General features: G+C 60.7%; 27 protein-coding genes and 1 pseudogene. 15 read left to right on the plus strand and 13 right to left on the minus strand.

The window, feature by feature from the left end; translation table 11 throughout:
* Window positions 1-13: 13 nt before the first annotated feature.
* From BW958_RS11185 to BW958_RS11210, 7 genes are all read right to left on the minus strand, one after another.
* Window positions 14-646, minus strand: coding sequence for a LysE family translocator (locus tag BW958_RS11185; protein WP_076575820.1), 633 nt, complete (start codon window positions 644-646; stop codon window positions 14-16).
* A 70-nt stretch (window positions 647-716) separates the two neighbouring features.
* Window positions 717-1,295: a cysteine hydrolase family protein gene (locus BW958_RS11190; protein ID WP_076575821.1), complete on the minus strand. Its 579-nt coding sequence runs from the start codon at window positions 1,293-1,295 to the stop codon at window positions 717-719.
* Window positions 1,296-1,361: 66 nt separating this feature from the next.
* Entirely contained in the window at window positions 1,362-2,165 is an 804-nt protein-coding gene (locus tag BW958_RS11195; protein WP_076575950.1) for an AraC family transcriptional regulator, read from the minus strand.
* A gap of 40 nt (window positions 2,166-2,205) precedes the next feature.
* Entirely contained in the window at window positions 2,206-3,102 is an 897-nt protein-coding gene (rarD, locus tag BW958_RS11200; protein ID WP_076575822.1) for an EamA family transporter RarD, read from the minus strand.
* Between the two features lie 72 nt (window positions 3,103-3,174).
* Window positions 3,175-3,345, minus strand: coding sequence for a hypothetical protein (locus BW958_RS20500; RefSeq protein ID WP_179078847.1), 171 nt, complete (start codon window positions 3,343-3,345; stop codon window positions 3,175-3,177).
* A gap of 135 nt (window positions 3,346-3,480) precedes the next feature.
* The gene (locus BW958_RS11205) at window positions 3,481-4,977 is read right to left on the minus strand and encodes an aldehyde dehydrogenase (RefSeq protein WP_076575823.1); all 1,497 of its coding nucleotides are present in this window, start codon (window positions 4,975-4,977) and stop codon (window positions 3,481-3,483) included.
* A gap of 93 nt (window positions 4,978-5,070) precedes the next feature.
* Window positions 5,071-5,613: a cupin domain-containing protein gene (locus tag BW958_RS11210; RefSeq protein ID WP_076575824.1), complete on the minus strand. Its 543-nt coding sequence runs from the start codon at window positions 5,611-5,613 to the stop codon at window positions 5,071-5,073.
* Window positions 5,614-5,802: 189 nt separating this feature from the next.
* Here BW958_RS11210 and BW958_RS11215 point away from each other — a divergent pair, with 189 nt between their 5' ends.
* The 6 genes from BW958_RS11215 (at window position 5,803) to BW958_RS11240 (ending at window position 12,031) form a co-directional block, all read left to right on the plus strand.
* Window positions 5,803-7,134, plus strand: coding sequence for an omega-aminotransferase AptA (locus BW958_RS11215; protein ID WP_076575825.1), 1,332 nt, complete (start codon window positions 5,803-5,805; stop codon window positions 7,132-7,134).
* Between the two features lie 17 nt (window positions 7,135-7,151).
* Complete coding sequence (locus BW958_RS11220) at window positions 7,152-8,645, plus strand: CoA-acylating methylmalonate-semialdehyde dehydrogenase (protein ID WP_076575826.1); 1,494 nt, start codon at window positions 7,152-7,154, stop codon at window positions 8,643-8,645.
* A gap of 23 nt (window positions 8,646-8,668) precedes the next feature.
* The gene (locus BW958_RS11225) at window positions 8,669-9,400 is read left to right on the plus strand and encodes a glutamine amidotransferase-related protein (protein WP_076575827.1); all 732 of its coding nucleotides are present in this window, start codon (window positions 8,669-8,671) and stop codon (window positions 9,398-9,400) included.
* Window positions 9,401-9,555: 155 nt separating this feature from the next.
* The gene (locus tag BW958_RS11230) at window positions 9,556-10,527 is read left to right on the plus strand and encodes a LysR substrate-binding domain-containing protein (protein WP_076575951.1); all 972 of its coding nucleotides are present in this window, start codon (window positions 9,556-9,558) and stop codon (window positions 10,525-10,527) included.
* 36 nt (window positions 10,528-10,563) lie between these two features.
* On the plus strand, window positions 10,564-11,406 hold the full coding sequence (locus tag BW958_RS11235; protein ID WP_076575828.1) for a PfkB family carbohydrate kinase: 843 nt from the start codon (window positions 10,564-10,566) through the stop codon (window positions 11,404-11,406).
* 166 nt (window positions 11,407-11,572) lie between these two features.
* Window positions 11,573-12,031 (plus strand): Rrf2 family transcriptional regulator, encoded by a 459-nt coding sequence (locus BW958_RS11240; RefSeq protein WP_076575829.1) that lies wholly within the window; start codon window positions 11,573-11,575, stop codon window positions 12,029-12,031.
* A gap of 53 nt (window positions 12,032-12,084) precedes the next feature.
* Here the strand turns inward: BW958_RS11240 and BW958_RS11245 are convergent, their stop codons facing one another.
* A complete protein-coding gene (locus BW958_RS11245; RefSeq protein ID WP_076575830.1) occupies window positions 12,085-12,594 on the minus strand; it encodes a ferredoxin-type protein NapF in 510 nt (169 codons plus the stop codon).
* 140 nt (window positions 12,595-12,734) lie between these two features.
* On the opposite strand from BW958_RS11245, the gene BW958_RS11250 reads away from it, so the two are divergent.
* Both BW958_RS11250 and rmuC read left to right on the plus strand, forming a co-directional pair.
* Window positions 12,735-12,950, plus strand: coding sequence for a hypothetical protein (locus BW958_RS11250; RefSeq protein WP_076575831.1), 216 nt, complete (start codon window positions 12,735-12,737; stop codon window positions 12,948-12,950).
* Complete coding sequence (gene rmuC / locus BW958_RS11255; RefSeq protein ID WP_076575832.1) at window positions 12,947-14,302, plus strand: DNA recombination protein RmuC; 1,356 nt, start codon at window positions 12,947-12,949, stop codon at window positions 14,300-14,302. Before BW958_RS11250 ends, rmuC begins: the two co-directional genes overlap by 4 nt.
* Window positions 14,303-14,351: 49 nt before the next feature.
* On the opposite strand, the gene BW958_RS11260 is transcribed toward rmuC, so the two are convergent.
* The 5 genes from BW958_RS11260 to def all read right to left on the minus strand — a co-directional run bounded on the left by BW958_RS11260 (window position 14,352) and on the right by def (window position 20,090).
* On the minus strand, window positions 14,352-15,794 hold the full coding sequence (locus BW958_RS11260) for a TrkH family potassium uptake protein (protein ID WP_076575833.1): 1,443 nt from the start codon (window positions 15,792-15,794) through the stop codon (window positions 14,352-14,354).
* 96 nt (window positions 15,795-15,890) lie between these two features.
* Window positions 15,891-17,267 (minus strand): Trk system potassium transporter TrkA, encoded by a 1,377-nt coding sequence (gene trkA, locus BW958_RS11265; RefSeq protein WP_076575834.1) that lies wholly within the window; start codon window positions 17,265-17,267, stop codon window positions 15,891-15,893.
* Between the two features lie 7 nt (window positions 17,268-17,274).
* Entirely contained in the window at window positions 17,275-18,567 is a 1,293-nt protein-coding gene (gene rsmB, locus BW958_RS11270; protein ID WP_076575835.1) for a 16S rRNA (cytosine(967)-C(5))-methyltransferase RsmB, read from the minus strand.
* A gap of 54 nt (window positions 18,568-18,621) precedes the next feature.
* Entirely contained in the window at window positions 18,622-19,566 is a 945-nt protein-coding gene (gene fmt / locus BW958_RS11275; protein ID WP_076575836.1) for a methionyl-tRNA formyltransferase, read from the minus strand.
* Between the two features lie 11 nt (window positions 19,567-19,577).
* Entirely contained in the window at window positions 19,578-20,090 is a 513-nt protein-coding gene (gene def / locus BW958_RS11280) for a peptide deformylase (protein ID WP_076575837.1), read from the minus strand.
* 109 nt (window positions 20,091-20,199) lie between these two features.
* On the opposite strand from def, the gene BW958_RS11285 reads away from it, so the two are divergent.
* The 7 genes and pseudogenes from BW958_RS11285 (at window position 20,200) to hemF (ending at window position 25,607) form a co-directional block, all read left to right on the plus strand.
* Window positions 20,200-21,270: a LysM peptidoglycan-binding domain-containing protein gene (locus BW958_RS11285; protein ID WP_076575838.1), complete on the plus strand. Its 1,071-nt coding sequence runs from the start codon at window positions 20,200-20,202 to the stop codon at window positions 21,268-21,270.
* Window positions 21,251-22,368, plus strand: a pseudogene (dprA, locus tag BW958_RS11290) (DNA-processing protein DprA). Before BW958_RS11285 ends, dprA begins: the two are co-directional and overlap by 20 nt.
* The gene (locus tag BW958_RS11295) at window positions 22,361-22,834 is read left to right on the plus strand and encodes a DUF494 family protein (RefSeq protein WP_076575840.1); all 474 of its coding nucleotides are present in this window, start codon (window positions 22,361-22,363) and stop codon (window positions 22,832-22,834) included. The pseudogene dprA and the gene BW958_RS11295 overlap by 8 nt, the downstream one beginning before the upstream one ends.
* A gap of 59 nt (window positions 22,835-22,893) precedes the next feature.
* Complete coding sequence (locus BW958_RS11300) at window positions 22,894-23,451, plus strand: DNA topoisomerase family protein (protein WP_076575841.1); 558 nt, start codon at window positions 22,894-22,896, stop codon at window positions 23,449-23,451.
* A gap of 68 nt (window positions 23,452-23,519) precedes the next feature.
* Window positions 23,520-24,026 carry a 5-(carboxyamino)imidazole ribonucleotide mutase gene (purE, locus tag BW958_RS11305; protein ID WP_076575842.1) on the plus strand — a complete coding sequence of 169 codons (507 nt, stop codon included), beginning with the start codon at window positions 23,520-23,522 and terminating at the stop codon, window positions 24,024-24,026.
* Window positions 24,027-24,138: 112 nt separating this feature from the next.
* Window positions 24,139-24,696 carry an L-threonylcarbamoyladenylate synthase type 1 TsaC gene (locus tag BW958_RS11310; protein ID WP_076575952.1) on the plus strand — a complete coding sequence of 186 codons (558 nt, stop codon included), beginning with the start codon at window positions 24,139-24,141 and terminating at the stop codon, window positions 24,694-24,696.
* 8 nt (window positions 24,697-24,704) lie between these two features.
* Complete coding sequence (gene hemF, locus BW958_RS11315) at window positions 24,705-25,607, plus strand: oxygen-dependent coproporphyrinogen oxidase (RefSeq protein ID WP_076575843.1); 903 nt, start codon at window positions 24,705-24,707, stop codon at window positions 25,605-25,607.
* The last annotated feature ends 19 nt before the right edge of the window (window positions 25,608-25,626 follow it).

The following is a 25,626-nucleotide window of genomic DNA, read 5'->3' on the forward strand; positions in this document are numbered from 1 at the left end:
TGCCGCTGCGCCGTCACCCGAGCCACGCCTTGGCGCTCTCCCACAGGATGGAGACACTCACCAGCATAAACAGCATGCCAGTGACCAGGTTGAGCGGCCGTTGTAGCCGGCTCAGCAGACGCTGGGCGCGCGCTGTCGAAAGGGTCCAGGCCAGCACCCCGAACCAGAGCAGTGAGAGCACAAACAGCTCAAAGGCCAGTAGCAAACGGGTGGTCATGTCCACCTCGGGTGTCACCATGGCCGCCAGCAGGCCGATAAAAAAGATCAGCGCCTTGGGGTTGAGCAGATTGGTGGCAATCCCCTGACGCACACCCAGCAGCAGTGTGCCTTCACCACGGCCAGAGGCCTCCCAGCCTGCGTCTTGACCGCTGGCTGCGCGCAGGGCTCCCCAACCCAGTTTTCCCAGATAGATCGCCCCAACCAGCTTGACCGCCACAAACAGCAACGGCGCGCTGGCGATCAGCAGGCTGATGCCGGTGAGACTTAAGGTGGCGTGCAGCAGGATTGCCAGCGAAATACCGATGGCGGCGCCGAGGGCGCGTGGACGCTGCAGGCAGCTGCGCAGGATCAGCGCAAAATCAGGGCCGGGACTGGCCAGCGCAACCAGATGAATGGCGCCAAGGGTGAGAAACAGGGTGGTGTGCATGATGGGACGGCTCTCTTTTTAGCAGATAACCGTCCCAGTGTGACAAGGCGGGGATGCGCTGGCTTGTAAACTATTGCGCGTTGCCAATCAGCTCATGGCTTTGGCGGATCTCGGCCAGCGCCCCGAGCAGGGACAGCGAGCTTTGGTGCTCTTCTTGTGTGGCTGCGGCGCAGGCATCTTCCACCACGACCACCCGGTAGTCGCGGTCATGGGCTTCACGCACCGTGCTCTGCACGGTCCAGGCGGTGCTGACCCCGGCGACGATCAACCGTTCAATGCCGTTGGCGCGCAGTACCGCTTCCAGCCGGGTCGAGTAAAAGGCGCTGATGCGCGGTTTGTCGATGATGATGGCATGGGGTGGAATCACCAGATCCGGATGAAAATCGGTGCCGCGGGTACCAAGTTCCAGTGCGCCGGCGCTGCGGGCCCGGCCGAAGAAAGGGGAGTGGGCAGGATGATCCCCGTAACCAGGCTGAAAGCCAACCCGCACCAGAATCGGTAACCAGTCAGCCACGCTGGCGTGGGCCAGCAGCCGGTTGGCAACGGCAATCACGCCGCGCTCTTGGGCTTGGGGTGCCGAGCGGGCGACCTTGCCGTCCGGGTGCATGATGTCGATCTGATAGTCGATAGCGAGTAGCGCTGTTTTCATGTTGTCCTCCAAGGATTGCTCCCCAGTGTGGCACAGGAGGCATTCTCAGGTGCGCTCAACAATCCATCAGGACTTAGTCGGTAGCATTTGCTCCCGAAACTGGGCCGGAGTGAGGCCAAACGCCAGTCGAAAGCCATGGTGAAAATGGCTCTGGTCGAAAAAGCCCACCGCCAGCGCCACTTCACTTACTGACATGCCCTTGGTTAGCAGGCGCTTGGCCTGCTCGAGACGCAGCCGCTTGAGCCAGGCATAGGGGGTGAGACCGGTGCGTTTTTTGAACTGGCGCAGAAAGGCAAAGCGCTCCATCCCGATGTGAGCAGCCAGATCTTCCAGCGCGTGGCGAGCATCAAGGTTGGCCAGCAGCATATCGCGCAGGTAATGCAGTTGAGGATCGGCCAGCGCATGAGGAGCCGCCGGCAGAGCAAACAGGCGCTCGAGCAGTTCCAGCAGCATGCCTTCTGCTTGCAGCGGATCGCACGTCGGATGTTCCAGCGCCTGATGCAATCGGCCAAACCCTTGATAGAGATCCTGACGCTCGAGCAGTGGCGTGGTGAAAAAGCGCTCCTCACCTAGCCAGCCAAGCATCTGCGCCGGGTTGATGGAAAATACCCGCACCGTATAGCCTTCCGGCATCAGGCTCAGGCCATCGTGCATCTCATCCGGATTGACCACCGACAAGCGGCCGCTCACCAGTTCGTGGCTGCCGCCTTTGTGGATAAACTTCTGCCCACCCTGTTGCACCAGCCCGATGTGGTAATCGAGGTGCACATGGCGGCCATAGCTGAACTCCCGATGATGGGCACGGCAGAGCTCCACCCCGGGAAGGTGGGGCGTCTGCCAGTAACGGATGGAAGGGTTGGCGCTTTGCATCTTCCATTCATAGCCCAGTTGTTGGCCGGCGGCTTGTAAATTATTGCGCCGGTTGCTCGCGGCGCCCGCTGCGAATGCCATCAAGACTGAACAGCACCAGCGCGCTCCAGATGCAGGCGAAGGTAATCACCTTGTCGTGGCTGAGGTGTTCGCCATATTGGGTGACGGCCAGCAAGAAGGTGAGGCTGGGGCTGATGTACTGGAAAAAGCCCAAGGTCGAGAAGCGCAAGCGGGTGGCGGCTGCGGTGAAGCAGAGCAGCGGCGCCGTGGTAATCAGGCCCGCGGCGATCAGCAGCAGATTGAGGCTCAGCGCATTGTCGCCCATGTGGCTGGTGGCGCTGTCGGCAATGCCCCACAAATAGATGGCCGCAGCCGGCAGTAGCACGAGCGTCTCCATCAGCAGACCGGTCAAGGCATCGAGGGCCAGTTTTTTGCGGATCAGGCCATAGCAGGCAAACGACACCGCCAGCACCAGCGCAATCCACGGCAGGGAGCCAAAGGCAATCAGCTGCACACCAACCCCGATGGCCGCCATCGCAACGGCCGCCCACTGCAGGCGGCGCAGTCGTTCGCCGAGAAACAACATCCCCAGCACCACGTTGAGCAGCGGGTTGATGTAATAGCCCAGGCTGGTGTCGAGCATATGGCCATTGTTAACGGCCCAGATAAACAGCAGCCAGTTGGCGCCGATCAGCAGCGAGGTGAGGGTCAATAACAGCAGCAGACGCGGCCGGCCCAGCACCATCTGTACCTTGTGCCACTGGCGTTTAGCCAGCACCAGAACGAGCAGCAGGACGAACGACCAGATGATGCGGTGGGTGAGGATTTCACCGGCAGGCACTTCGGTTAGATGTTTGAAGTAGATGGGGGCCAGACCCCACAGGGTATAGGCGCTCAGAGCGAATATAACGCCCTGGCGCTGGATGGCAGGTTGCATGAAACGACGCCTTGGTGATGAAGATCACAAAGGGGTACTGTAACCGCAAGCCGGTATCGAGTTAAAGCATTGTTAGCGGCCGCCGCGCCGGATGCTGGCCACATCCTTAAGCAGCCACAACATCAGGGCTATCCCCGATATCCAGGGGCCCCAGGTAATGTAGGCTTCGCCCTGACCGAGCGCATAAAACAGCAGCGGCAGGCCGATCACCAGAAACAGCACACTTCCCATAAAGAACAGCATGGTTTTTTAATTTTTCGTTTAGATTTAATGGTTTGCTTCGACGTCGATTATATCGAACAGGTCCGATGAGGGAAGGGCCAGAAATGGAAAAAGGGGAATTGCATCCCTTTTTGCTGACAGATAGCAGAAATGACCTTAACCGAGCTGGATCCAGGTACTTTTTAACTCGGTGTACTTCTCCAGGGCGTGAATAGACTTGTCGCGACCATTACCGGATTGCTTGTAACCGCCAAACGGCATGGTCATGTCGCCACCGTCCCAGTTGTTGACGAAGACGGTGCCGGCGCGCAGGGCGCGCGAAACCTTCACCGCGTTATCGAGGTTGCTGGTCCAGACTCCGGCTGCCAGCCCATAACAGGTGTCGTTGCCCAGACGGATGGCGTCATCCAGCGTATCGAAACCGGTGATCACCAGTACCGGGCCGAAGATCTCCTCGCGAAAGATGCGCATATCCGGGGTGACGTTATCAAACAGGGTTGGGCTGATGTAGTAACCGCCGCTCTCAACGCGGGTTCGCTCCCCGCCGAGCAGCAGCGTCGCGCCCTGCTCCTTGCCCGATTCGATGTAGCGCAGCACCTGATTCATCTGCACCTCATCAACCATGGCGCCGATGCGGGTGGCTGGATCGAGCGGATTGCTGCTGACCCACTCGCGGGCGTAGTGCACCACCTTGGCCACAAATTCGGCCTTGATGCTGTTTTGCACCAGCAGGCGCGAGGCCGCCGTACACACTTCACCCTGGTTGTAGAAGATGGCACCGACGGCGCTGCGGGCTGCCTGATCGAGATCGGCGGCATCGGCCAGCACGATATTGGGGCTCTTGCCGCCACACTCCATAAAGGCGCGCTTGAGGTTGGATTTGCCGGCGCACTCCATCAGATGCTTGCCGACCTTGGTCGAGCCGGTGAAGGTGATGCAGTCGATGTCCATGTGCATGGCGAGCGCTTCGCCCACGCTGTGGCCAAAGCCCGGCAGCACGTTGAACACCCCATCGGGGATGCCGGCCTCTTTAGCCAGCGCCGCGATACGGATGGCGGTAAGCGGGGATTTTTCCGACGGCTTGAGGATCACCGAGTTACCGGTCGCCAGCGCCGGACCGAGCTTCCAGCAGGCCATCACCAGTGGGAAGTTCCACGGTACGATGGCGGTGACGATACCGAGCGGCTCACGGGTGACCAGCGCCAGCGCCGACTCTTCCACCGGCGCCACCTGGTCATAAATCTTGTCGATTGCCTCGCCATTCCAGGCGATGCAGTTGGCCGAGGCCGGGGCGTCATAGCCCATGGCATCGCCGATCGGCTTGCCCATATCAAGAGATTCAAGCAGTGCCAGCTCTTCCAGATGATCGTGCATCAGCGCCGCAAAACGCTGCATCACCAGCTTGCGCTGCTTGGGGGATTGGCCGGCCCAGGTGCGGGCCTCGAAGGCGCGACGGGCGGCCTGTACCGCCAGCTCGGCATCGGCAGCATCGCATGAGGCCACCTTGGCCAGCAGTTGGCCATTGGCCGGGTTGATGCAATCAAACGTCGCGCCCGAGCGGGCTGCAACATAGGCGCCATCAATAAAGGCGCGGCCTTCGATGGCGAGATCGGCGGCGCGTCGTTGCCAGTCGGCCAGCGTCAGAGTGGTCATGTTCGCTCCTTGAACAATAGGCTCATGATTGCATCACTATGCTAAACATTCCGCCCCTTGTAAATCCGGATTGTAACAATTCGGTAAACAGGGTCAGAAGGTCGCCGGGGTATTGGCCGAGATCAGCACGCACTCCTGCTCGCCGACGTTGCGAAAACGGTGCGGCGTTCGGCTGTCGAAGTAGTAGCCATCGCCCGGCTGCAGCAGATAGACATGCTCACCCACCGTCACCTCGGCGTGGCCGGCGATGATGATGCCGCACTCTTCACCGTCGTGCGTCAGCATCTCGGCCCCGGTATCGGCGCCCGGTGGCAGCACTTCCTTGAGCATTCCGATGGCGCGATTGGCCCGGCTGTGGCCGACCAGGCGGTAGCTGATGGGGTGCGAGCCCAGGTCAGGCATATCCTCGGCGCGGAAGATGACCTCGGTATCCATCTCGGTCTCTTCGGTAAAGAAACTGGCGAGGGTCATGGGGATGCCTTCCAGCACTTTGCGCAGTGAGGCCACCGAGGGGCTCACCTGGTTCTTTTCAATTTGCGAGATGAATCCGTTGGTCACCCCGGAGCGTTTCGCCAGCTCGCGCTGGGAAAGTCCGGCACGGGTACGTACCGCCTTGAGGCGGTTGCCGATATCCATCAATAGAGACTCCGTCTGTCTGTTACTTGCTTGTTTACTATTATTTGAAATGTGTTAATTATCGTATAACACCGTGACCGGTTGGACCAACCAAACAGGGGGCAGGACGGCCCCCTTATACCGCCATCCGGTGTTTAATTTAATAGTCGAAATCACAAAAATTACTAAACACCTTAGGATGAGGTGAGTATGAGACCTGTCAACGAGATCACCACCCCTGCCGACTTGTCTGCCTTCTGGATGCCGTTTACGGCCAACCAGCAGTTCAAGGCGGCACCACGCATCCTCGCCTCGGCAGAGGGGATGCATTATTACTCAGAGGACGGCCGCAAGATACTGGATGGTACGGCCGGGCTCTGGTGCTGCAACGCCGGCCACGGTCGGCGCGAGATCGCGCAAGCGGTGTCGCAGCAGATTTCCCGTCTCGACTTTGCGCCAACCTTTCAGATGGGGCACCCGCTCCCGTTTGAGCTGGCCGACCGGTTGGTCGATATCGCGCCACCCGGCTTCAAACACGTTTTCTATACCAACTCGGGCTCCGAGTCGGTCGATACCGCCCTCAAGATCGCGCTGGCCTGGCAGCGGGCGCGTGGACAGGGAACCCGCACCCGTCTGATTGGCCGCGAGCGCGGTTATCACGGGGTCGGCTTTGGCGGCATCTCGGTCGGCGGCATTGTGACCAACCGCAAACACTTCGGAACCCTGCTGACCGGGGTGGACCATCTGCCGCACACCCTCGATATTGCCCGCAATGCCTTTACCCGTGGTCTGCCCAACGAGAACGATGCGCTGGCCGATGAGCTGGAGTGTATCGTGGCGCTGCACGATGCCAGCAATATTGCCGCGGTGATCGTCGAGCCGATTGCCGGCAGCACGGGGGTGATTTTGCCGCCCAAGGGTTACCTCAAGCGGCTGCGCGAGATCTGCACCAAGCACGGCATCCTGCTGATTTTTGACGAGGTGATCACCGGCTTTGGTCGCCTTGGTGCTGCATTTGCGGCCCAGGAGTTTGCGGTACAGCCCGATCTCATTACCTGCGCCAAGGGGCTGACTAACGGCGCCATCCCGATGGGGGCGGTGCTGGTGCAAGATTGGCTCTATCAGGATCTGATGCAGGCTGGGCAAGGGGGCATTGAGCTGTTCCATGGCTACACCTACTCCGGCCATCCGGTGGCCGCTGCCGCTGCACTCGCCACCCTCGATATCTATGCGCGTGAGCAGCTGCTGACCCGTGCCCATGAGATGGCCGGCTACTGGGAAGAGGCGGTGCACAGCCTGCGCGGCTGCAAGCATGTGAAGGATATCCGCAACTACGGACTGGTCGCGGGCATCGAGCTCGAGTCCATGACCGGAGCGCCCGGACGGCGTGCCTATGAGGTGTTTGTCCGCTGCTTCCAGATGGGGGCGCTGATCCGCGTCACTGGCGACATCATTGCCCTGTCACCGCCGCTCATTATCGAGCGCGAGCATATCGATCAACTGTTCAGCCTGCTGCAGGATGCCTTGCAGGCACAAGCCTAACCACTTAGGGAGGAGACATGAGCACTCTGGGACACTTTATCGGGGGCCAGCGGGTTGCCGGTCATAGCGAGCGCAGCAGCGCTATTTTCAATCCGGCGAGCGGCGAGGAGATTGGCCGGGTTGCGCTGGCATCGGTGCAGGAGTGCCAGAGTGCCATCGCGGCCGCCGAGCAAGCTTTTGCCGGCTGGGCGCAGACCCCGCCGCTGCAGCGGGCGCGGGTGATGTTTCGCTTCAAGGCGCTGCTTGAGCAGCAGCGCGGCGAGCTGGCCGCCCTGATCACCCGTGAGCACGGCAAGGTGCAAAGTGACGCCCAGGGCGAGCTGACCCGCGGTCTCGAAGTGGTCGAATTTGCCTGCGGGATTCCCCACCTGCAGAAGGGGGAGTTTTCCCAGAATGTGGGCAGCGGCGTCGATAGCTGGTCGCTGATGCAGCCGGTTGGGGTGTGCGCCGGCATCACCCCCTTCAATTTCCCGGCCATGGTGCCGCTGTGGATGTTCCCGGTGGCGCTGGCCTGCGGTAATACCTTTGTGCTCAAGCCTTCCGAGAAAGACCCCAGCCTGGCTCTGCGTATGGCGGAGTTACTCAAGGAGGCGGGGCTGCCGGACGGCGTGTTCAACGTCATCAACGGCGACAAAGAGGCGGTCGATGTGCTGCTGACCGACCCGCGGGTGCAGGCGGTGTCGTTTGTCGGCTCGACGCCGATTGCGCAATACATCTATGCCACCGCCTCAGCCCATGGCAAACGGGTGCAGGCGCTGGGCGGAGCCAAGAATCACCTGCTGGTGATGCCCGATGCCGATCTCGATGCCGTGGTCAGTGCATTGATGGGGGCGGCCTATGGCGCGGCAGGCGAGCGCTGCATGGCGGTGTCCGTGGCCGTCGCCGTGGGGGATGAGGTGGCCGATGCGTTGGTGGCGCGCCTTGGTGACAAGGTGCGCGCCTTGCGGGTTGGGCCGGGCGCTGGTGTCACCCCGGAAAACGAGATGGGGCCGCTGATTAGCCGCGAGCATCTGGCCAAGGTGCGTGGTTATGTGGATCAGGGCGTGGCTGAAGGGGCTGCGCTGGTGGTCGATGGCCGGATGTTGGCAAGCGAAGGTGGCTATTTTATCGGGGGTTGCCTGTTTGACCGGGTGACCCCCGCGATGCGTATTTACCGCGAAGAGATCTTCGGGCCGGTGCTGTGCGTGGTGCGGGTTGCGGACTATGAAACGGCCTTGCAACTGGTCAATGAACACGAGTATGGCAACGGCACCGCTATCTTTACTCGTGACGGCGGGTGTGCGCGGGACTTCACCCAACGCGTTCAGGTCGGTATGGTAGGGGTCAATGTGCCGATCCCGGTGCCGATGGCCTTTCACAGCTTTGGTGGCTGGAAGCGCTCCCTGTTTGGGGCACTTCACATGCACGGGCCGGACGGGGTACGTTTCTACACACGGATGAAGACGGTGACCGCCCGCTGGCCGGAAGGTGATGCAGGGGGCGCCAGTTTTATCATGCCGACCATGAAGTAACTGCATGACAAGGAGTGTTATCGATGCGTTTGGGTATCCTCGACTGTGACCGGCTGGATGCCGACTTGGCCGAACGGTTCGGCCGGGTCTATTCCGAGATGTTTATTAGCGGGTTTCAGGCGCTGCAACCGCAGCTGGAGTTCGAGGTATGGGTCGCCTGTGATGGCCAGTTACCGCAGGATTTTCAGGCCTGTGATGCCTGGCTGATTACCGGCTCCCGGCACGATGCCTACAGCGATGTGCCCTGGGTTGTGGCGCTGCGCGACTGGATCGTGCGCGCCGATGCGGCCGGTGTGCCGCTGGCGGGCGTCTGCTTTGGTCATCAGGCGATTGCCCAGGCGCTGGGCGGTCAGGTGAACAAGTCAGCCAAGGGGTGGGGACTGGGAGTGGCGACCAATCCGGTGCTGACCGAGCAGCCCTGGATGGTGCCATCCCGCGAGCAGATCCGCATTCTGGCCAGCCATCAGGATCAGGTCGAATCGCTGCCGCCTGACGCGGTGCGCCTTGCCGGTAATGACTTTTGCCCCAACTTTATGTTCCAGCGTGGCGACAATGTGGTGGCGATTCAGGGGCATCCGGAGTTTTCCGTCGATTATGACCGCGCCCTGATCGAGCGGCGCCGCGCCACCATCGGTGAAGCGCGTTACCAGTTCTGCTTGGAGACCCTTGAACAGGGAGTTGACTCGACCCTGGTCCTGTCATGGATCCTTAAGTTTCTTGGATTGTTGCCAGTCGAGCAGGGCCAGCCTGCCTGACGCCATTTGTCAGAGCCCTTTCGTAACTGCTAGATTTTCTGGCAATTTAAGCGAACGTTAGACGCCCGGGATGAGGTCGGTGATACACTGGCTCATCTCGGGTGGCCTTTTTTTGCGATCGCCTGCCCGCCCTGTCAGTCTGTGAGGATGCCGCCTTGAAACTACAACAGTTGAAGTATCTGATCGCGATTCGTGACCACAATCTCAACGTGTCGGCGGCGTCGGAAGCGCTCTATACCAGTCAGCCCGGGGTGAGCAAACAGATTGGCCTGCTCGAAAGTGAGCTGGGTGTGCGTATCTTCGAGCGGCGCGGCAAGCACCTGCACCGCATCACGCCGGTCGGGGAGGAGATCATCCGCTGCGCCGAGTCGATGCTCAATATCGAGAGCAAGATCAAGGCGATATCCCGCGAATACCTCGACCCGACCGTGGGCACCCTGAACATACACACCACGCACACCATCGCGCGCTATCTGCTGCCCAAAAGTGTCACCTACTTCACCAAGAAGTACCCCAAGATTTCGTTCCACCTGCATCCGGTGATGTCGGCCAATCGCGAGTCGATCAGCAAGGGGTATTCGGATTTCTCCATCGTCGCCCACGAGATTGGCTTCGATAAGGATCTCATCGTGCTGCCCGCCTACCTGTGGACCCTGTCGCTGGTGGTGCCGGAAGATCACCCGCTGGCCAGCAGTAAACGGCCGACGCTGGAGCAGCTGTGCCAATACCCGATCCTGAGCTACGAGAGCGGGGCCACTGGCCGCCGGGCACAGGATGAGGCGTTTCAGGCGGCGGGGCTCACCCCCAACTACTACATGACCGTGATGGATGCCGGGGTAATCAAGCGCTACGTGGAGTTGGGTTTTGGCATCGGGATCGTCTCGTCGCTGGTGGCCAACGATCGGGAAGGTTCCAATCTGGTGTCGATCAACCTCGAGCACCTGTTCAAGCCCTGCCCGGCCCAGCTCTGCTTTAGCAAGAGTATTCTGCTGCAAAACTACATGTATGACTTTATCAGCTCGTTCTCGCCGCACCTGACCAAAGAGGTGATCCAGAATGTGATGCAGCAACCGACCCAAGCCCGTATTGATGAGTTGCTCAAAGGTGTGGAGCTGCCGGTATACTGATGCCGGCACTTGCCTGATCCATGCCTCGAGGTACCCATGTCCCGTCTTCTGCTGCTTGCTCATCTCAACTGTGACCATGTGCTGACCTTAAGCGATCCGCTCAAGGCTGGCTCGCGGCTGCACTACCGTGACCACGGGCGACGCCTGGGCGGCGGAGCGGCTAATACCGGACTTGGTCTGGTGTGGGCCGGTCATGAGGTGATGGTGGCAACCCGCTTGGGTCGTGATGACGTGGGCGACTGGCTGTTGGCCCAGGCGCAGGCGATTGGCCTGGATTGCCATTGGGTGCAGCGCTGCGACGAGCCAGCTGGTGAAGTGTTGTTGCTGGTGGATAGTCAGGGCGAGCGCACCATTTTGCGCCAGCCTCGGGATGAACAACCAATGAGCCCGTTGCCGCAGCGCGGCTTTGACTGTCTCTACGTTAATCATCCCGGCATGGATGTGGTGCCTTACATGCAATCCCTGCTGGCCGAGACGCTGGTGGTGGCGCAATACCCCAAGGGCGGTGCCTGGCAGCGCCCATGTCATGTGATGATCGCCTCGCACAGCGATCTCGCGGCGAGCGGCAACCTGTGGCAGCACGCCCGCGATCTGGCTGGTGAGAGCCTGCTTTGGCTGGTGCTGACTGAAGGGCGCGACGGCGCACTGGCGATTCGCCGCGACGGTGAAACGGTGCGTGTGGCGGCCGAGCCGGTCGAGGTGGTCGATAGCACCGGTGCCGGCGATGCATTTGCCGCCGGATTACTGGATGGGTTGATGCGTGGCATTCCCATGGCGCAGGCACTGCAAGAGGCCGTGAGTTGGGGTGCGCTGGCAGTGGCAGCCGACAGCTCATTACCGCCCGATACCCTCAAAAAGTGGCTGGAACAGCGGGGCTAACGGCCACTCCCCGGCATTTTTGCGATCAATCAAAGAAAGTGTCGATTTATTTCTATCTTTATCGACACCCCATCGCTCACCTCTTAACCTTGCCTGATACCTCTGTATATCGCCTCCATGTGGAGCCGTTGCAGCAGGTTTGGCGTAGCTACGAGGCAAGCATGATATGCAATTGACGCGTTTTACCGATTACGCTCTGCGAACCCTCACCTTTTTGGCAGTGCAACCTGTCGATCGCCTGTCGACCATTACCGAAGTGGCCGAAACGTTCGATATTTCCCGCAATCATGTGGTGAAAATCGTTCATCAGCTGGGGGTCAAGGGGTACATCGAGACGGTTCGTGGCAAGCATGGTGGCATCCGTCTTGGGCGGGCGACCGTCTCCATTAATTTGCGCGATGTGGTGGTGGATATGGAGAACATTCTCTGTCCCGCCTACTGCAAGAGCGACAACTGCCGACTGGCCGGAGGGTGCCGGATTCAGGGTATCCTGCGCAAGGCGATGAACGCCTTTCTCGACGTGCTGGGTGAGTACACCCTGGCCGATGTCGTGCGCGATCCTGAGCGTCTCTGTCACCTGCTGGGGATGGAACACGACGACAAGTTGATCGCCATCGCCGGTTGAGAGCATGAGTGTGCAGACATGAGGCGGAGCCCGATATGGCTCCGCTTCTTCATTCAGGGCACCGGCACCAGCGCGATCGCGCCATGCAGGCAGGCGATGGCGCAGGCACCGCAGCCATCGCAGGCTTCACGATTTATCTGCACACCGTCCGACGTGAGGGTGATGGCAAACTGCGGGCAGGCATCCTCGCACAAAAGGCAGTAGAAACCGAGGCGGGCCTGACAGCTCTCTTCGACTTTAACTCTGGCCTGGATCTGCCGTCCGAGCGTCAGATCGAGCGCCCCGGTCGGGCAACTGCGGGCGCAAGTACCGCAGAAGTTGCAGCGACCGCAGGAGAGATCCAGCACCGGTGTTCCCTCCAGCGGAGTACCCAGATAGGTTTCACGGCTCGCTATTCGGATCACGCCCTGCGGACAGGCGTTGGCGCACTCGCCGCAGTGGCTGCAGAGGGCGAGAAACTGGGACTCCTCAATGGCCCAGGGCGGTCTGGGATCCTGGCGCTGGGGCGTCGTTTTGGCATGGACCAGCGACTGCTGCAGCCACTGATAGAGCGTTTGATCCATACAGACTCACTTTTACCTAATTAGGGGTAATTGTAGGCGACTGTGAGTGGCTAATCCAGAACCAAACGAGCCCTCATTCGCCAGTTTCCCCCCGCTTGATGTAAGCTAGCAGCGTCATTCCTAGCTGAATCTGAAATCCTATGCTGCTATTTTTCTGGCGTGCCTCTTTGCTGCTGGTGTTTCCCCTCATCATCCTGCTCTACATGCGGGTGGCTGATCTCCCTTTCAGCACCGTGGACGACGGCGTAAATCACCACAAGTGGGTGATTATCGCGGCCTATTTGGTCTATGTGGTGTTCTGGGTGATCGTGAACCGTACCTTGAGTCGTCTGCTGCGGCGGCGGGGTCGGCGATGAGCCTCGAGCTGTGGGCCTTGCTGCTGGCCGGCGTGGTGCTCAGTGCCGTGGGCGGGTGGCTGGCCGGACGGCGTGAACAGCGTCTTTTAAGTGACGAGCTGGCCCAGCTGCAAGGCAAAAACGAGGCGCTACTGCTGCGCCAGGATGAGCTAAGTGACGAGCGCCAGCATCTGCTCGACAAGCAGGAGGAGCACCGTGAGCTGATCACCCGCCTGACCGCCCGGGTCAAGGAGGGCGAAGCGCAGCTACGCAGCGAGCGCCAAGCCATGGCCGAGAAACTGCAACTGCAGCAGCAGGCTGAAGCCCGTTTGGTGCAGCAGTTCGAGAACCTTTCCCACCGCCTGCTCGAGCAGAACTCATCCCAGTTTCGCGATCTAAACCAACACAGTCTGGATCGGGTGCTGACACCGCTGCGCGAGCAGATTGATGCCTTTCGCCGCCAGATTGGCGAGACCCACGCCCAGGAGAGCGAGCAGCGCCACAACCTGCGATTCGAGCTGGAACGTTTGGCCGAGCTTAACGCCCGTATGACTGAAGAGGCGGCAGCCCTGACCCGGGCGCTCAAGGGCGACAGCAAGCAACAAGGCAACTGGGGTGAAGTGGTGCTGGCGCGTATTCTGAGCGAATGCGGCCTGCGCGAAGGGCACGAATACGACACCCAGGTCAGCCTCACCTCCGACAAGGGGCAACGCTATCAGCCGGATGTGATAGTGCATCTGCCGCAGGGCAAGGACATCATCGTCGATGCCAAGGTCTCGCTGACCGCCTATGAGCGCTGGTTCAACAGCGATGACGAGCTGGAAAAAGCGGTCGCGCTCAAAGAGCACGTAGCGTCGGTGCGCGGTCACATCCGCGAGTTGGGCCGCAAGGATTACCAGCAGTTGCCTGGCGTGCGAACCCTCGACTATGTACTGATGTTTGTGGCGGTCGAGCCCGCATTTCTGGTGGCACTGGACGCTGACCCTTCACTGGTGCGTTACGGGCTGGAGAACAACATTCTGCTGGTTAGCCCGACCAACCTGATGGTGGCGCTGCGCACCATCGAGAACCTGTGGCGGGTGGATCGGCAGAATCAGAATGCCCGCCTGATTGCCGAGCGTGCCGGGCGGCTCTACGAAAAACTGCGGCTGTTTGTCGAGGAGATGCAGAGCCTGGGCGGTAGTTTGCAGCGCGCCAACGAGAGCTATGACAAGGCGATGGGGCGGCTCGCCTCAGGGCGCGGCAATCTGTTGATGCAGGCCGAGCGGCTGCGTGAGTTGGGCGTTGAGGTGCCCAAACCGCTCCCTGAAGCGCTGGTCGAGCAGGCGTTGGAGCAGGCGGATGAGCAGACGCCCCCGGCGCTCAACAGTTGAATGACAAAGAGGCAGCCGATGGGCTGCCTCTTTGGTTCTGGCTCCGTTGCTACTGACGCCAGAAGGAGGGGAAGAACAGTACCGCCACCGTCAGGATTTCGAGGCGCCCCAGCATCATGCCAAAGGACAGGATCCACTTGGCCGATTCGGGCAAGCTGGCAAAGTTGGTGCTTGGCCCCACTATCGGTCCCATGCCCGGGCCAACGTTAGCCACCGCCGTAATGGAGCTGGAAATCGAGGTCAGCGGATCGAGCCCGATAAAAGCCAGCAGCGCAGCGATAAACAGGATCACCGCCACGTAGGAGAGAACAAACGCTATCATCGAGCGGATGATGCTTTCGTTGACCGGGCGGCCGTTGAATTTCTGCGGGAACACGCCGGAGGGGTGCATCAGTTGCAGCATCTGCTTGCGAAACAGCGCAAACGAGAGCTGGATCCGAAAGATCTTGAGGCCACCGGCCGTTGAGCCGGAGCAGGCGCCGATCCCTAACAGGCATAAAAACAGAATAAAGGAGAGCGGGCCCCAGGTACCGAAGTCACCCAGCCCGTAACCGGTGGTAGTCAGCACCGACACGATGTTAAAGCAGCTGATCCGCAGCGCATCCCAGAAACCGAAAATATTCCGGTGCCACAGATAGAGGGTCAGCACCGCAGTTGTTGCCAGCACCAACCAGAAGAAACCCCGCACCTGCGCATCATGAAACAAGCTGGCATCACGGCGCGAGAGGCTCTGCACATAGAGCAGGAACGGCAGGCCACCAAGGAACATAAACAGGGTTCCGACCCAGTGCGCCGCATTGGAGAAGTGCGACATGGATTGATCCGAGGTGGAGTAACCGCCGGTGCTGAGGGTGGTCATCGAGTGGTTGATGGCTTCGAAGATGGTCATGCCACTGGCCCAGTAGGCCAGCACGCAGAGCATCGACAACACCAGATAGACCAGCACGATATGGTTGGCCACCGTCTTGGCGCGCGGAGCACTTTTATCCGACCAGTCCGAGCTTTCGGTCTGGAACAGCTTCATGCCGCCCACGTTCAGATAAGGCAGCACCGCCACCGCCATCACGATAAAACCAACCCCACCCAGCCACTGCAGGATGGAGCGCCACAACAGAATGCTGTGGGCCATGGTGTCGAGGCCGGAGAGCACGGTCGAGCCGGTGGTGGTCACGCCCGACATGGTCTCGAAGTAGGCGTCGGTAAAGTTGATGTGGTTGATAAACACAAACGGCAGGGCGCCGAAAATGCAGACCACCGCCCACACCAAGGTGGTCAGCAGGAACATCTCGCGCACCCCGAGCCGGAATGTCGCCTTGCGCCCGTAGTGCAGGCAGAGGAAGGCCGCGGCGTGAGTGATCAGCACCGACTTGAGAAACTCGGCCACCCCTTCCGTGCCGGTGACTAGCGCCAACAGGGTGGGCAGCCACATGAAGAGGGCCAGCTTGGAGAGCACCAGTCCAAGGGTGAACAGGATGGGACGCAGCTTGATCATGAGTGGCAGCCTGGTCGTTGATTAACACAAGGCCCGGCGCTCTCCCTAAAGAGAGCTGACCGGGCCTGATGCGGGATGCGCTGAGTCATGGTCGCGTTACAGGAAGAAGGGGCTGGGTTGGAACAGCCTTTCTACTTCGGGAATGTACTTCTTGTCGACCAGGAACATCACCACATGGTCATCCTGTTGGATAACGGTGCGGTCATGGGCGATCAGCACCTCTTCGCCACGCACAATGGCGCCAATGGTGGTGCCGGGCGGCAGTTTGAGCTCGCCTACTGTGCGACCCACCACCTTGGAGTTGTTCTCGTCGCCGTGGGCTACCGCTTCAATCGCTTCGGCCGCGCCGCGGCGCAGGCTGTAAACGTTGGCGATGTCGGCACGCCGCACGTGGGTGAGCAGGGCAGAAATGGTGGCCTGTTGCGGTGAGATGGCGATATCGATGGAGCCGCCTTGTACCAGATCCACATAAGCACCGCGCTGGATCAGCACCATGGTCTTCTTGGCGCCCATCTTCTTGGCGAGCAGGGCCGACATGATATTGGCCTCATCCTCATTGGTCACGGCAATGAAGACGTCGGTCTGGTCGATATGCTCTTCGGCCAGCAGCTCCTGATCGGCGGCATCACCACAGAAGACGATGGTGTTCTCAAGCAGCTCGGAGAGCTGCTCGGCCCGTTTGGGGCTGCGTTCGATCAACTTGACGCTGTAGCGCTTCTCGAGCTGACGCGCCAGACCGGCACCGATGTTGCCGCCACCGACGATCATGATGCGGCGATAGGGGCTCTCGAGGCGTTGCAGCTCCGACATCACGGCGCGGATATGGCCGGAGGCGGCCACGAAGAAGACTTCGTCATCGGCCTCGATGATGGTGGTCCCTTGCGGGCGGATCGGACGGCCCTGACGGAAAATCGCCGCCACCCGTGTTTCGATGTTGGGCATGTGCTCGCGCAAGGTTGAAAGCGCATTACCGACCAGCGGACCGCCGTAGTAGGCCTTGACCGCGACCAGACCTACCCGGCCACCGGCAAAGTCGACCACTTGCAGGGCGCCGGGGTATTCGATCAGGCGGCGGATATAGTCTGTCACCAACTGCTCGGGGGCGATCAGGTGATCGACCGGCACCGCCTCGGGCAAGAACAGGCGATCGCGTTCGGCCAGATAGGCCGGAGAGCGGATCCGCGCCACCTTGTTGGGGGTGTTGAACAGGGAGTAGGCCACCTGACAGGCGATCATGTTGGTTTCATCGCTGTTGGTCACGGCAACCAGCATGTCGGCATCCTGAGCGCCGGCTTCGCGCAGCACCTTGGGATGAGCACCGTGGCCGTTCACCACCCGCAGGTCGAAGCGATCCTGCAGCTCGCGCAGCCGTTCGCTGTCGGTGTCGACCAGCGTGATATCGTTGTTCTCACCGGCCAGATTCTCTGCCAGCGTGCCGCCGACTTGGCCGGCGCCCAGAATGATGATCTTCATCGTTGGCTCACTGCTTCTTCAACTTGGCGTAATAGAAGCCGTCCATCTCACCCTCTCCCGGCAGGAACTGGCGCCCCGGCATCTGCGGCGTATCGCCAGCGTGCAGCGGAACCAGCGTGGCATCGGGAGTGGCAGCGAGAAAGGCGCGGATCTGATCGCGATTCTCGTCCGGCAGCACCGAACAGGTGGCATACAAAAGCGTACCGCCGCTTTTGAGTTTCGACCACAAGGCGCCCAGAATCTGGCGTTGCAGCTGGGCCAGCTCGCGGATGTCCTGATCGCGGCGCAGCCACTTGATATCGGGGTGGCGGCGGATAACGCCGGTGGCCGAGCAGGGGGCATCAAGCAGAATGCGATCAAATTGCGGCCCTTGCCACCATTGGTCCGGCGCGCTGGCATCACCGTGGATAAGCTGAGCCTGCAGGCCGATACGATCCAGATTTTGCTGCACCCGCTTGAGGCGCTCGCCATCGGCATCCACCGCGACCACACCGGCCAGCGCCGGCTGGCGCTCCAGCAGATGTGCGGTCTTGCCGCCCGGGGCGGCGCAGGCGTCGAGCACCCACTCGCCCGGCTGCGGGTCGAGCAGTGCGGCGGCTTGCTGCGCAGCGCCGTCCTGTACCGAGCAGTCGCCGGTCTCAAAGCCGGGCAGCTTGGCCACATCGCAGGGGCGAGTCAGCAGAATGGATTGGTCCCCTTCGCTGCCGGCTGTGGCTTCCAGGCCAGTGTCGGCCATCCGCGCCAGCATGGCATCGCGGCTTTGGCGGCTGCCGTTGTTGCGGATCCACATGGGCGGGCGCTGGTTGTTGGCATCGAGAATTGCTTCCCACTGCTCTGGATAGGCTTGGCGCAGGCGTTTGGTTAACCACTCCGGATGGCCAAGGCGGACGCTGGGATTGCGATCCACCCGCATCAGAATCACTTCGGCACTGCGCTGGAAATTGCGCAGCACACCATTGATCAGGCCACGCAGCGCTTGTCCTTTCAGCAGCTTGGTGGCGTTGACGGTCTCGGCCACGGCCGCATGGGGCGGAATGCGGGTATAGATGAGCTGGTAGAGACCGACCAGCAGCAGATAGTGAAAGACGCGGCTCTTGTTTTTGAGCGGCTTGTCCATCATCTCGCCGACTGCGGCGTCAAGACGCGGCAACCAGCGCAGGGTGCCGTAGCAAAGCTCCTGCAGCAGGGCGCGGTCACGGGGCGCAACCAGATCCTGAGCCGGGGGCAACGCCGCGGAGAGAGAGTGACCGTGATCCAGCACCTGTTGCATGACCAAAGCGGCCTGAGCACGAGTTTTCATACGCTTACCTTGATTGAAACCTTGCCGGTGACGGGCGGCGGGCGCCCATCATCCTTACGCCAGTACAGTGCCGACGGTGAACCAGTCGCGCCGGGAGTTAAGCAGATCCTGCACGCTCATCGGCTTCTTGCCGGGCGGTTGCAGGGTCAGCAGGCGCAATACACCGTTGCCGGTGGCCACGTCGATGCCATCGCGATCGGCCTTGAGCAGGGTGCCGGGTGCCTTGCCATGATCGTCGGCAATGACTTGGGCAGACCACACCTTGATGGTCTGCTCAGCCACATCAAACCAGCTGATAGGCCAGGGATTGAAAGCGCGGGTGCAGCGCTCGATGGCGGCGGCATCCAGTGTCCAGTCGATGCGTGCTTCCTCTTTGGAGAGCTTCTGGGCGTAGTTGGCCAGGGCATCATCCTGCACCTCGGCACTGATGGTGCCGGCAGCGAGCATGTCGAGAGTCTCGACCAGCGCATGCGGACCGAGCTCAGCCAGCTTGTCATACAGGCTGGTGGAGGTTTCGTCGGCAGCGATCGGGCAGCTCACTTTGCGCAGCATGGCGCCGGTATCAAGGCCCACGTCCATCTGCATGATGGTGACACCGGTTTCGGCATCACCGGCCCAGATGGAGCGCTGGATTGGCGCGGCACCACGCCAGCGCGGCAACAGGGAGCCGTGTACGTTGATGCAGCCCAGACGCGGGGTATCGAGCACGGCCTTGGGCAGGATCAGGCCATATGCCACCACCACCATCAGGTCGGCACCAAGCGCCGCCAGTTCAGCTTGCGCCTCTTCATTGCGCAGGCTAACCGGTTGATAGACCGGCAGATTGTGGGCTAAGGCGAGCTCTTTGACCGGGCTGGCTGTGAGCTTTTGACCGCGACCGGCGGGTTTATCCGGCTGGGTATAGACGGCCACAACCTCGTGGCCGGAAGACAACAACGCCGCCAGATGACGGGCGGCGAAGTCGGGAGTACCGGCAAAAATCAGTTTGAGTTTGCTCAAGCGGGGTATCCTCAGGCGTTCTTGCGATCTTCTCGTGCCATCTTTTCCAGCTTCTGACGAAAACGCTGGCGTTTGAGCGGAGAGAGATAATCGACAAACAGCTTGCCGATCAGATGGTCCATTTCGTGCTGAATGCAGATGGCCAGCAGATCGTCGGCTTCCAGTTCAAAGAACTCACCCTTGGCATTTTGGGCGCGGATTTTGACCCATTCGGCGCGAGGCACCAGTGCGCGGCAAGTCGGTACCGACAGGCAGCCCTCTTCGATGCCGGTGCTACCGGACTGCTCGAGCATCACCGGGTTGATCAGCACCAGTCGCTCATTGCGCTCCTCAGAGACGTCGATGACGATGATACGCTGGTGGATATCGACCTGGGTTGCCGCCAGACCGATGCCCTCTTCGGCGTACATGGTCTCAAACATATCATCTACAATGTTCTGTAGTTCGGGAGTAAAGGCCTCGACTGAGGCAGCGACAGTTCTGAGTCGCTCATCGGGGAAGCGCAATACGTCTAGAATGGCCATAAATAATCTGTTGAGCCTTATGCAAAAAAAGGGTTGAAGCTGGCGTAATTCTAGTCATTTACGCCGCCAAAAAACAGTCACTCACCCTGTGTTACACACAAGGAGTGCCATGAAGCTGAAACCAATCATCCCCCTGCTGCTCTGGCTGGGGTGCTCGCCACTGACACTGGCAAACGAATCCCCATTGCTGCAGCCGGATTACCCGGCCACCTATGTGGTGCAGCAGGGCGATACATTGTGGGATATAGCCGCACATTATCTACAGAAACCGTGGCAATGGCCAATCTTGTGGCAATCGAACCCACAGATTGCCAATCCGCATCGCATCTATCCTGGCGATCAACTGGCCCTGCAGTGGCAAAACGGTGTTCCCCGACTGGTACGCAGTGGCGCGTTTGCCAAGCCGGTGATAACCCTGTCACCCAAGGTGCGGCGCGAAGCTGCCAATGATGCTATCCCCGCCTTGCCGCTTGCGGCTATTGAGCCCTTTTTGACCCAGGACCTGCTGTTTGCCAGCCAGGTGCAGCGCGATGGCGCGCCGATGGTCTTGGGCAATAACTCCGGTCAGCGAGCCTTGTTGGCGCCAGCCATCCTCTATGTGCGAGGGGTTCTGCAAACCGGGCAGCGCTATGGCGTCTATCGTGTGGGCAGTGAATTTCACGATCCTCACAGCGGTGAGTGGTTGGGTCAGGTGGCCAACCTCACTGGCGTGGTGCGCGCCGATAGTGTGGCAGGCGAGGGGATGAGCCGGGTGACGCTGCTCTCCAACCGGGAAGAGGTGCGTGAGGGCGATCGCTTGCTGCCGCTTCCGGCCGACCCCACATTGCAGGCGCAGTTCGATCCACGGCCTGCCGCTTCGCTTCAAGGGGGCGAGATTATCGGGCTGCCCGGGCAGCGGGTTACCGGCAGCCGGTTAGATGTGGTGCTGATCAACCGCGGAGCACGTGAAGCGCTGACACCGGGCATGTTGTTGCACGCTTGGCGTCCCGGTGCGCTGCTTAATCATGCGACGGTCGAGCGTTTTGCCGAGGCGAAAGCGGCACCGGCGAAAAATCCACGCCTGCCGGCTGAGGTGATCGCCACCATCATGCTGTTCAAGGTGTATCCCACCCTGAGTTACGGCCTGATTATGCACAGCCAGGATCTGGTGCGGGTGGGCTATGCCGTTACCGCCCCCTGAGGCACGCGCAGCGCAGTGGCTGACTCTGGCCGGGTTGCCGGGGATTGGGCCGGTGCGTGCCTGGCGATTACTCGAACAGGTTGAGGACGACATCGATGCGCTGCTGGCCATGCCGGATGCGGCGCTGCGCGAATGGGGGCTTAACAGTCAGCAGTTGCAAGCTCTGCGCCGCCCCTTGGCCGAACAGTCGGATGGGCTTTCTTGGTGCCAGACCGAGGATTGTCATCTGTTAACCCCCGATCACCCCGACTATCCGGCGCTGCTGCGGGCCATCCCTGCGGCGCCGCTGCTACTTTGGTGCCGTGGCCAGCCAGCGCGCCTATCAGACAGCCAACTGGCCATGGTGGGTACCCGCCATCCGACCTATGCTGGCCGCGACAATGCCCGGCAACTGGCCAGTGACCTTGCTGCCACGGGTCTCACCATCACCTCCGGGCTGGCGTTGGGAATCGATGCCATCTGTCATCAGGCGGTGCTCGATGGTGGTGGCCAGACCGTGGCTGTGCTCGGCTCGGGACTGGATATGGTCTATCCGGCTCGTAACAAGGGGCTGGCCGAGCAGATTCTGGCGCGAGGCGGCGCGCTGGTTTCCGAGTGTTTTCCGGCGCAAGGGCCGCTGCCGGAGCACTTTCCGCGGCGTAACCGCATCATCAGTGGATTGTCGCTCGGGGTGGTGGTGGTTGAGGCGGCCGAGCAGAGCGGGTCGCTCATTACGGCCCGTTTTGCCCTTGAGCAAGGGCGTGATGTGTTTGCGGTGCCGGGCGCCCGGCAAAACGCTCAGGCGCTCGGTTGCAACAAATTGATCCAGCAGGGCGCGAAACTTGTGCTCGAGGCAGCCGATATAGTGGAAGAGCTGGGATGGTCATCAGGTTGTCATTCATCGGTCGCGACAATGGATGGTGAGGTGAGCTGTCGATTGCCATTACCCGGTTTGTTGGATAACGTAGGTTATGAGGCCACAAGTGTGGATGTCGTTGCCGCCAGAGCCGGTCTCCCGGTCGATGTTGTTCTCGGACAGCTGGTCGAACTGGAGCTGGAAGGGTTGGTGGAGGCGGTCGCCGGTGGATATGTCAGAAGGGGAGGGTGAATCATGTTTGATGTATTGATGTACCTTTTCGAGACCTACATCCACAGCGATGCAGAGGTCATGATCGATCAGGACCAACTGACCGACGAGCTGACACGCGCCGGTTTTCATCAGGATGAAATTTACAAAGCACTGGGATGGCTGGAGCGTTTGGCCAGTCTGCATGACAGCGAACGTGAAACCTACGTCACCTGCAGTGCCCCCAGTTCAATGCGCATCTATGCCCCGCAGGAGCTGGCCCGGCTCAGTGTCGAGTGCCGTGGCTTTTTGATGTTCCTCGAGCAGGCTAATGTGCTCAACGCTGAAACCCGCGAGATTGTCATCGAACGTCTGTTGGAGCTCGACAGCCCCGAGATTGAGCTCGATGACCTCAAGTGGGTGGTGATGATGGTGCTATTCAACGTTCCCGGCAGCGAAAACGCCTACCAGCAGATGGAAGAGCTGGTGTTTGACGAGTCGGATGGCGTGATTCACTGACACCATGGCGCCGCGCTGCTAGAATCCGGCCATTCCGGATTCGGCAAGCGCGGTGACTCATGTCCAAAATTGATCCCAACCTGTTCTCTGCGCACGAGCACGCTCTCGAGCGTGACCCCTGCCCGCAATGTGGCGCCGAGCTGGTGATCCGCCAGGGCAAGCATGGTCCCTTCCTGGGTTGCAGTGCCTATCCGGCCTGTGACTTCATTCGTTCCCTGAGCCCTTCTGGACGTGATATCGAAAAGGTGCTGGAAGGCTCTCAATGCCCGGCGTGTGGTCAGCCGCTGGCCATCAAGAAGGGGCGTTACGGCCTGTTTGTCGGTTGCACCCAATATCCCCTCTGCCAGCACATCGAATCGCTGCAGGAGAAAGATGATACCCAGATTGCCTGTCCCAGTTGTGGCCAAGGGCATCTGGAGAGCCGCACCTCGCGCTATGGCAAGCAGTTTTATGCCTGCAGCTGCTATCCCGAGTGCAAATACGTGGTCAATGACAAGCCGGTTGCGATGAGCTGTCCCGATTGCGGCTGGAGCATCATGGTGGAAAAACGGGTGCGTGGCACCCTGCGCTGGGTCTGTCCGCAAAAAGCATGCGGCAGACAAGTGGAGCGGTTATAATCGCCACGCCGCGCCGGTAAACGTTTGCGGCAAGGTTTAGCCCCCACTTGGAGTAAGGATTTTCCGCTATGACCAAACCCTTTGTTGCAGTCCTGATGGGCTCTGATTCCGACTTCCCCGTGATGCAGACGACCCTGGACGTGCTCAATTCGTTTGATATCCAGGTCGAGGTGAAGGTGACTTCCGCCCACCGGACCCCTGCTGCCACCCACGCCTATGTAACCGACGCCGAAGCGCGCGGTTGCCGCGTCTTTATCTGCGCGGCAGGTCTCGCAGCTCACCTGGCGGGTGCCGTTGCCGGCATCACTACCCGTCCGGTGATCGGTGTGCCGATCGATGGTGGCCCGCTCAAGGGACTGGATGCGCTGCTCTCTACCGTGCAGATGCCTGGCGGTGTGCCGGTTGCCACCGTGGCTATCGGCAAAGCCGGTGCCAAGAATGCTGCGTATCTGGCGGCCCAGATGCTGGCGGTGGGCGATGACGAGCTGGCGGCTCGTGTGCGTGCCGAGCGTCAGAAGAACGCCGAAGAGGTCATGGCCAAAGACGCCGCCTTGCAAGCACAATTGAAAAAGTAATCAGAACGTGTCACAACAACGGCGGCTTTCGGGCCGCCGTTTTTTTATCTGGGCGGGCTCGGCGCGACGGATTCGTCGTGACAATAAAAAATTGAGCGTGAGCAATATGAACATGAATGAACTTGAACAAGCGGTCAGCGTCCTTCGCAAGGAAGGGGTGATCGCCTATGCAACGGAAGCCGTGTTTGGCGTCGGCTGTGATCCTGACTCCGAAGCCGCGGTCCACAAATTGCTGGCTATCAAACAGCGCCCGGTCGAAAAGGGGCTGATCCTGATCGCCGCCGATCTCGAGCAACTGCTGCCCTACATCGCCATCGATCAACTGACCGAGCAGCAGCGCGCCCACGTTGAGGCCAGCTGGCCCGGCCCGTTTACCTGGGTGATGCCGGCACGCGCCACCACGCCCAACTGGCTGACCGGCCAGTTTGATACCCTGGCCGTGCGGGTTACGGCGCATCCCCAGGTGCAGGCACTGTGCCGCGCCTTCGGCAAACCGCTGGTCTCTACCAGTGCTAATCTGAGCGGTGAAGAGCCGGGGCGCACGACGGCCGATGTGGCGGCTGCTTTGAGCGACCGGCTCGATTTCATTCTGCCCGGCCAGGTTGGCGGGCGGACCAATCCTTCCGAAATCCGCGATGCCCGCACCGGTGCACTGCTGCGAGCATCCTAGGAGGCGCCATGAACCGACCCGATGTGAGCGGGGTGAAGGCGTATCTGCTGGCGCTGCAAGACCAGATCTGTGCGGCGCTGGAGCAGGCCGATGGTACGGGCCGTTTTGTCGAGGATGCCTGGCAGCGGGAGGGTGGCGGCGGTGGTCGCACCCGGGTGCTGCGCGAAGGGGCAATCATCGAGCAGGGGGGCGTTAACTTCTCCCACGTATTCGGTGATGCCATGCCCGCCTCTGCCACCGCCCACCGGCCCGAGTTGGCCGGCCGCCGCTTTGAGGCGATGGGGGTGTCACTGGTGATCCATCCGCGCAATCCCCATGTGCCGACCAGTCACGCCAACGTGCGCTTTTTCATTGCCGAGAAAGAGGGCGAGGCGCCCATCTGGTGGTTTGGCGGTGGTTTCGATCTGACGCCGTTTTACCCGGTTGAGGAAGATTGCCGCCACTGGCATCAGGTGGCGCGTGACCTGTGTGCCCCCTTTGGTGAGCAGGTCTATCCCGAATACAAGGCCTGGTGCGATCGCTATTTCTATCTCAAGCATCGCGGCGAGACCCGCGGTGTCGGTGGACTCTTCTTCGATGACCTCAACCGCTGGCCGTTCGAGCAATGCTTTGACTTTATGCAGGCGGTGGGCGAGGGCTACCTGGCCGCCTATTTGCCGATCATCGAGCGGCGCAAAGAGGTGCCCTACGGTGAGCGCGAGCGGCAGTTCCAGCTCTATCGCCGTGGCCGCTATGTGGAGTTCAATCTGGTCTACGATCGCGGCACGCTGTTTGGTCTGCAGACCGGTGGTCGCACCGAGTCGATCCTGATGTCGATGCCACCGCTGGCACGCTGGGAGTATGACTGGCAGGCCGAGCCCGGCAGCGCCGAGGCGCGCTTGAATGACTATCTGACGGCACGCGAATGGTGACGCAGGCGGCCCCGCGCTG

It is taken from the genome of Aeromonas sp. RU39B (assembly GCF_900156095.1).
Lineage (GTDB): Bacteria > Pseudomonadota > Gammaproteobacteria > Enterobacterales > Aeromonadaceae > Aeromonas.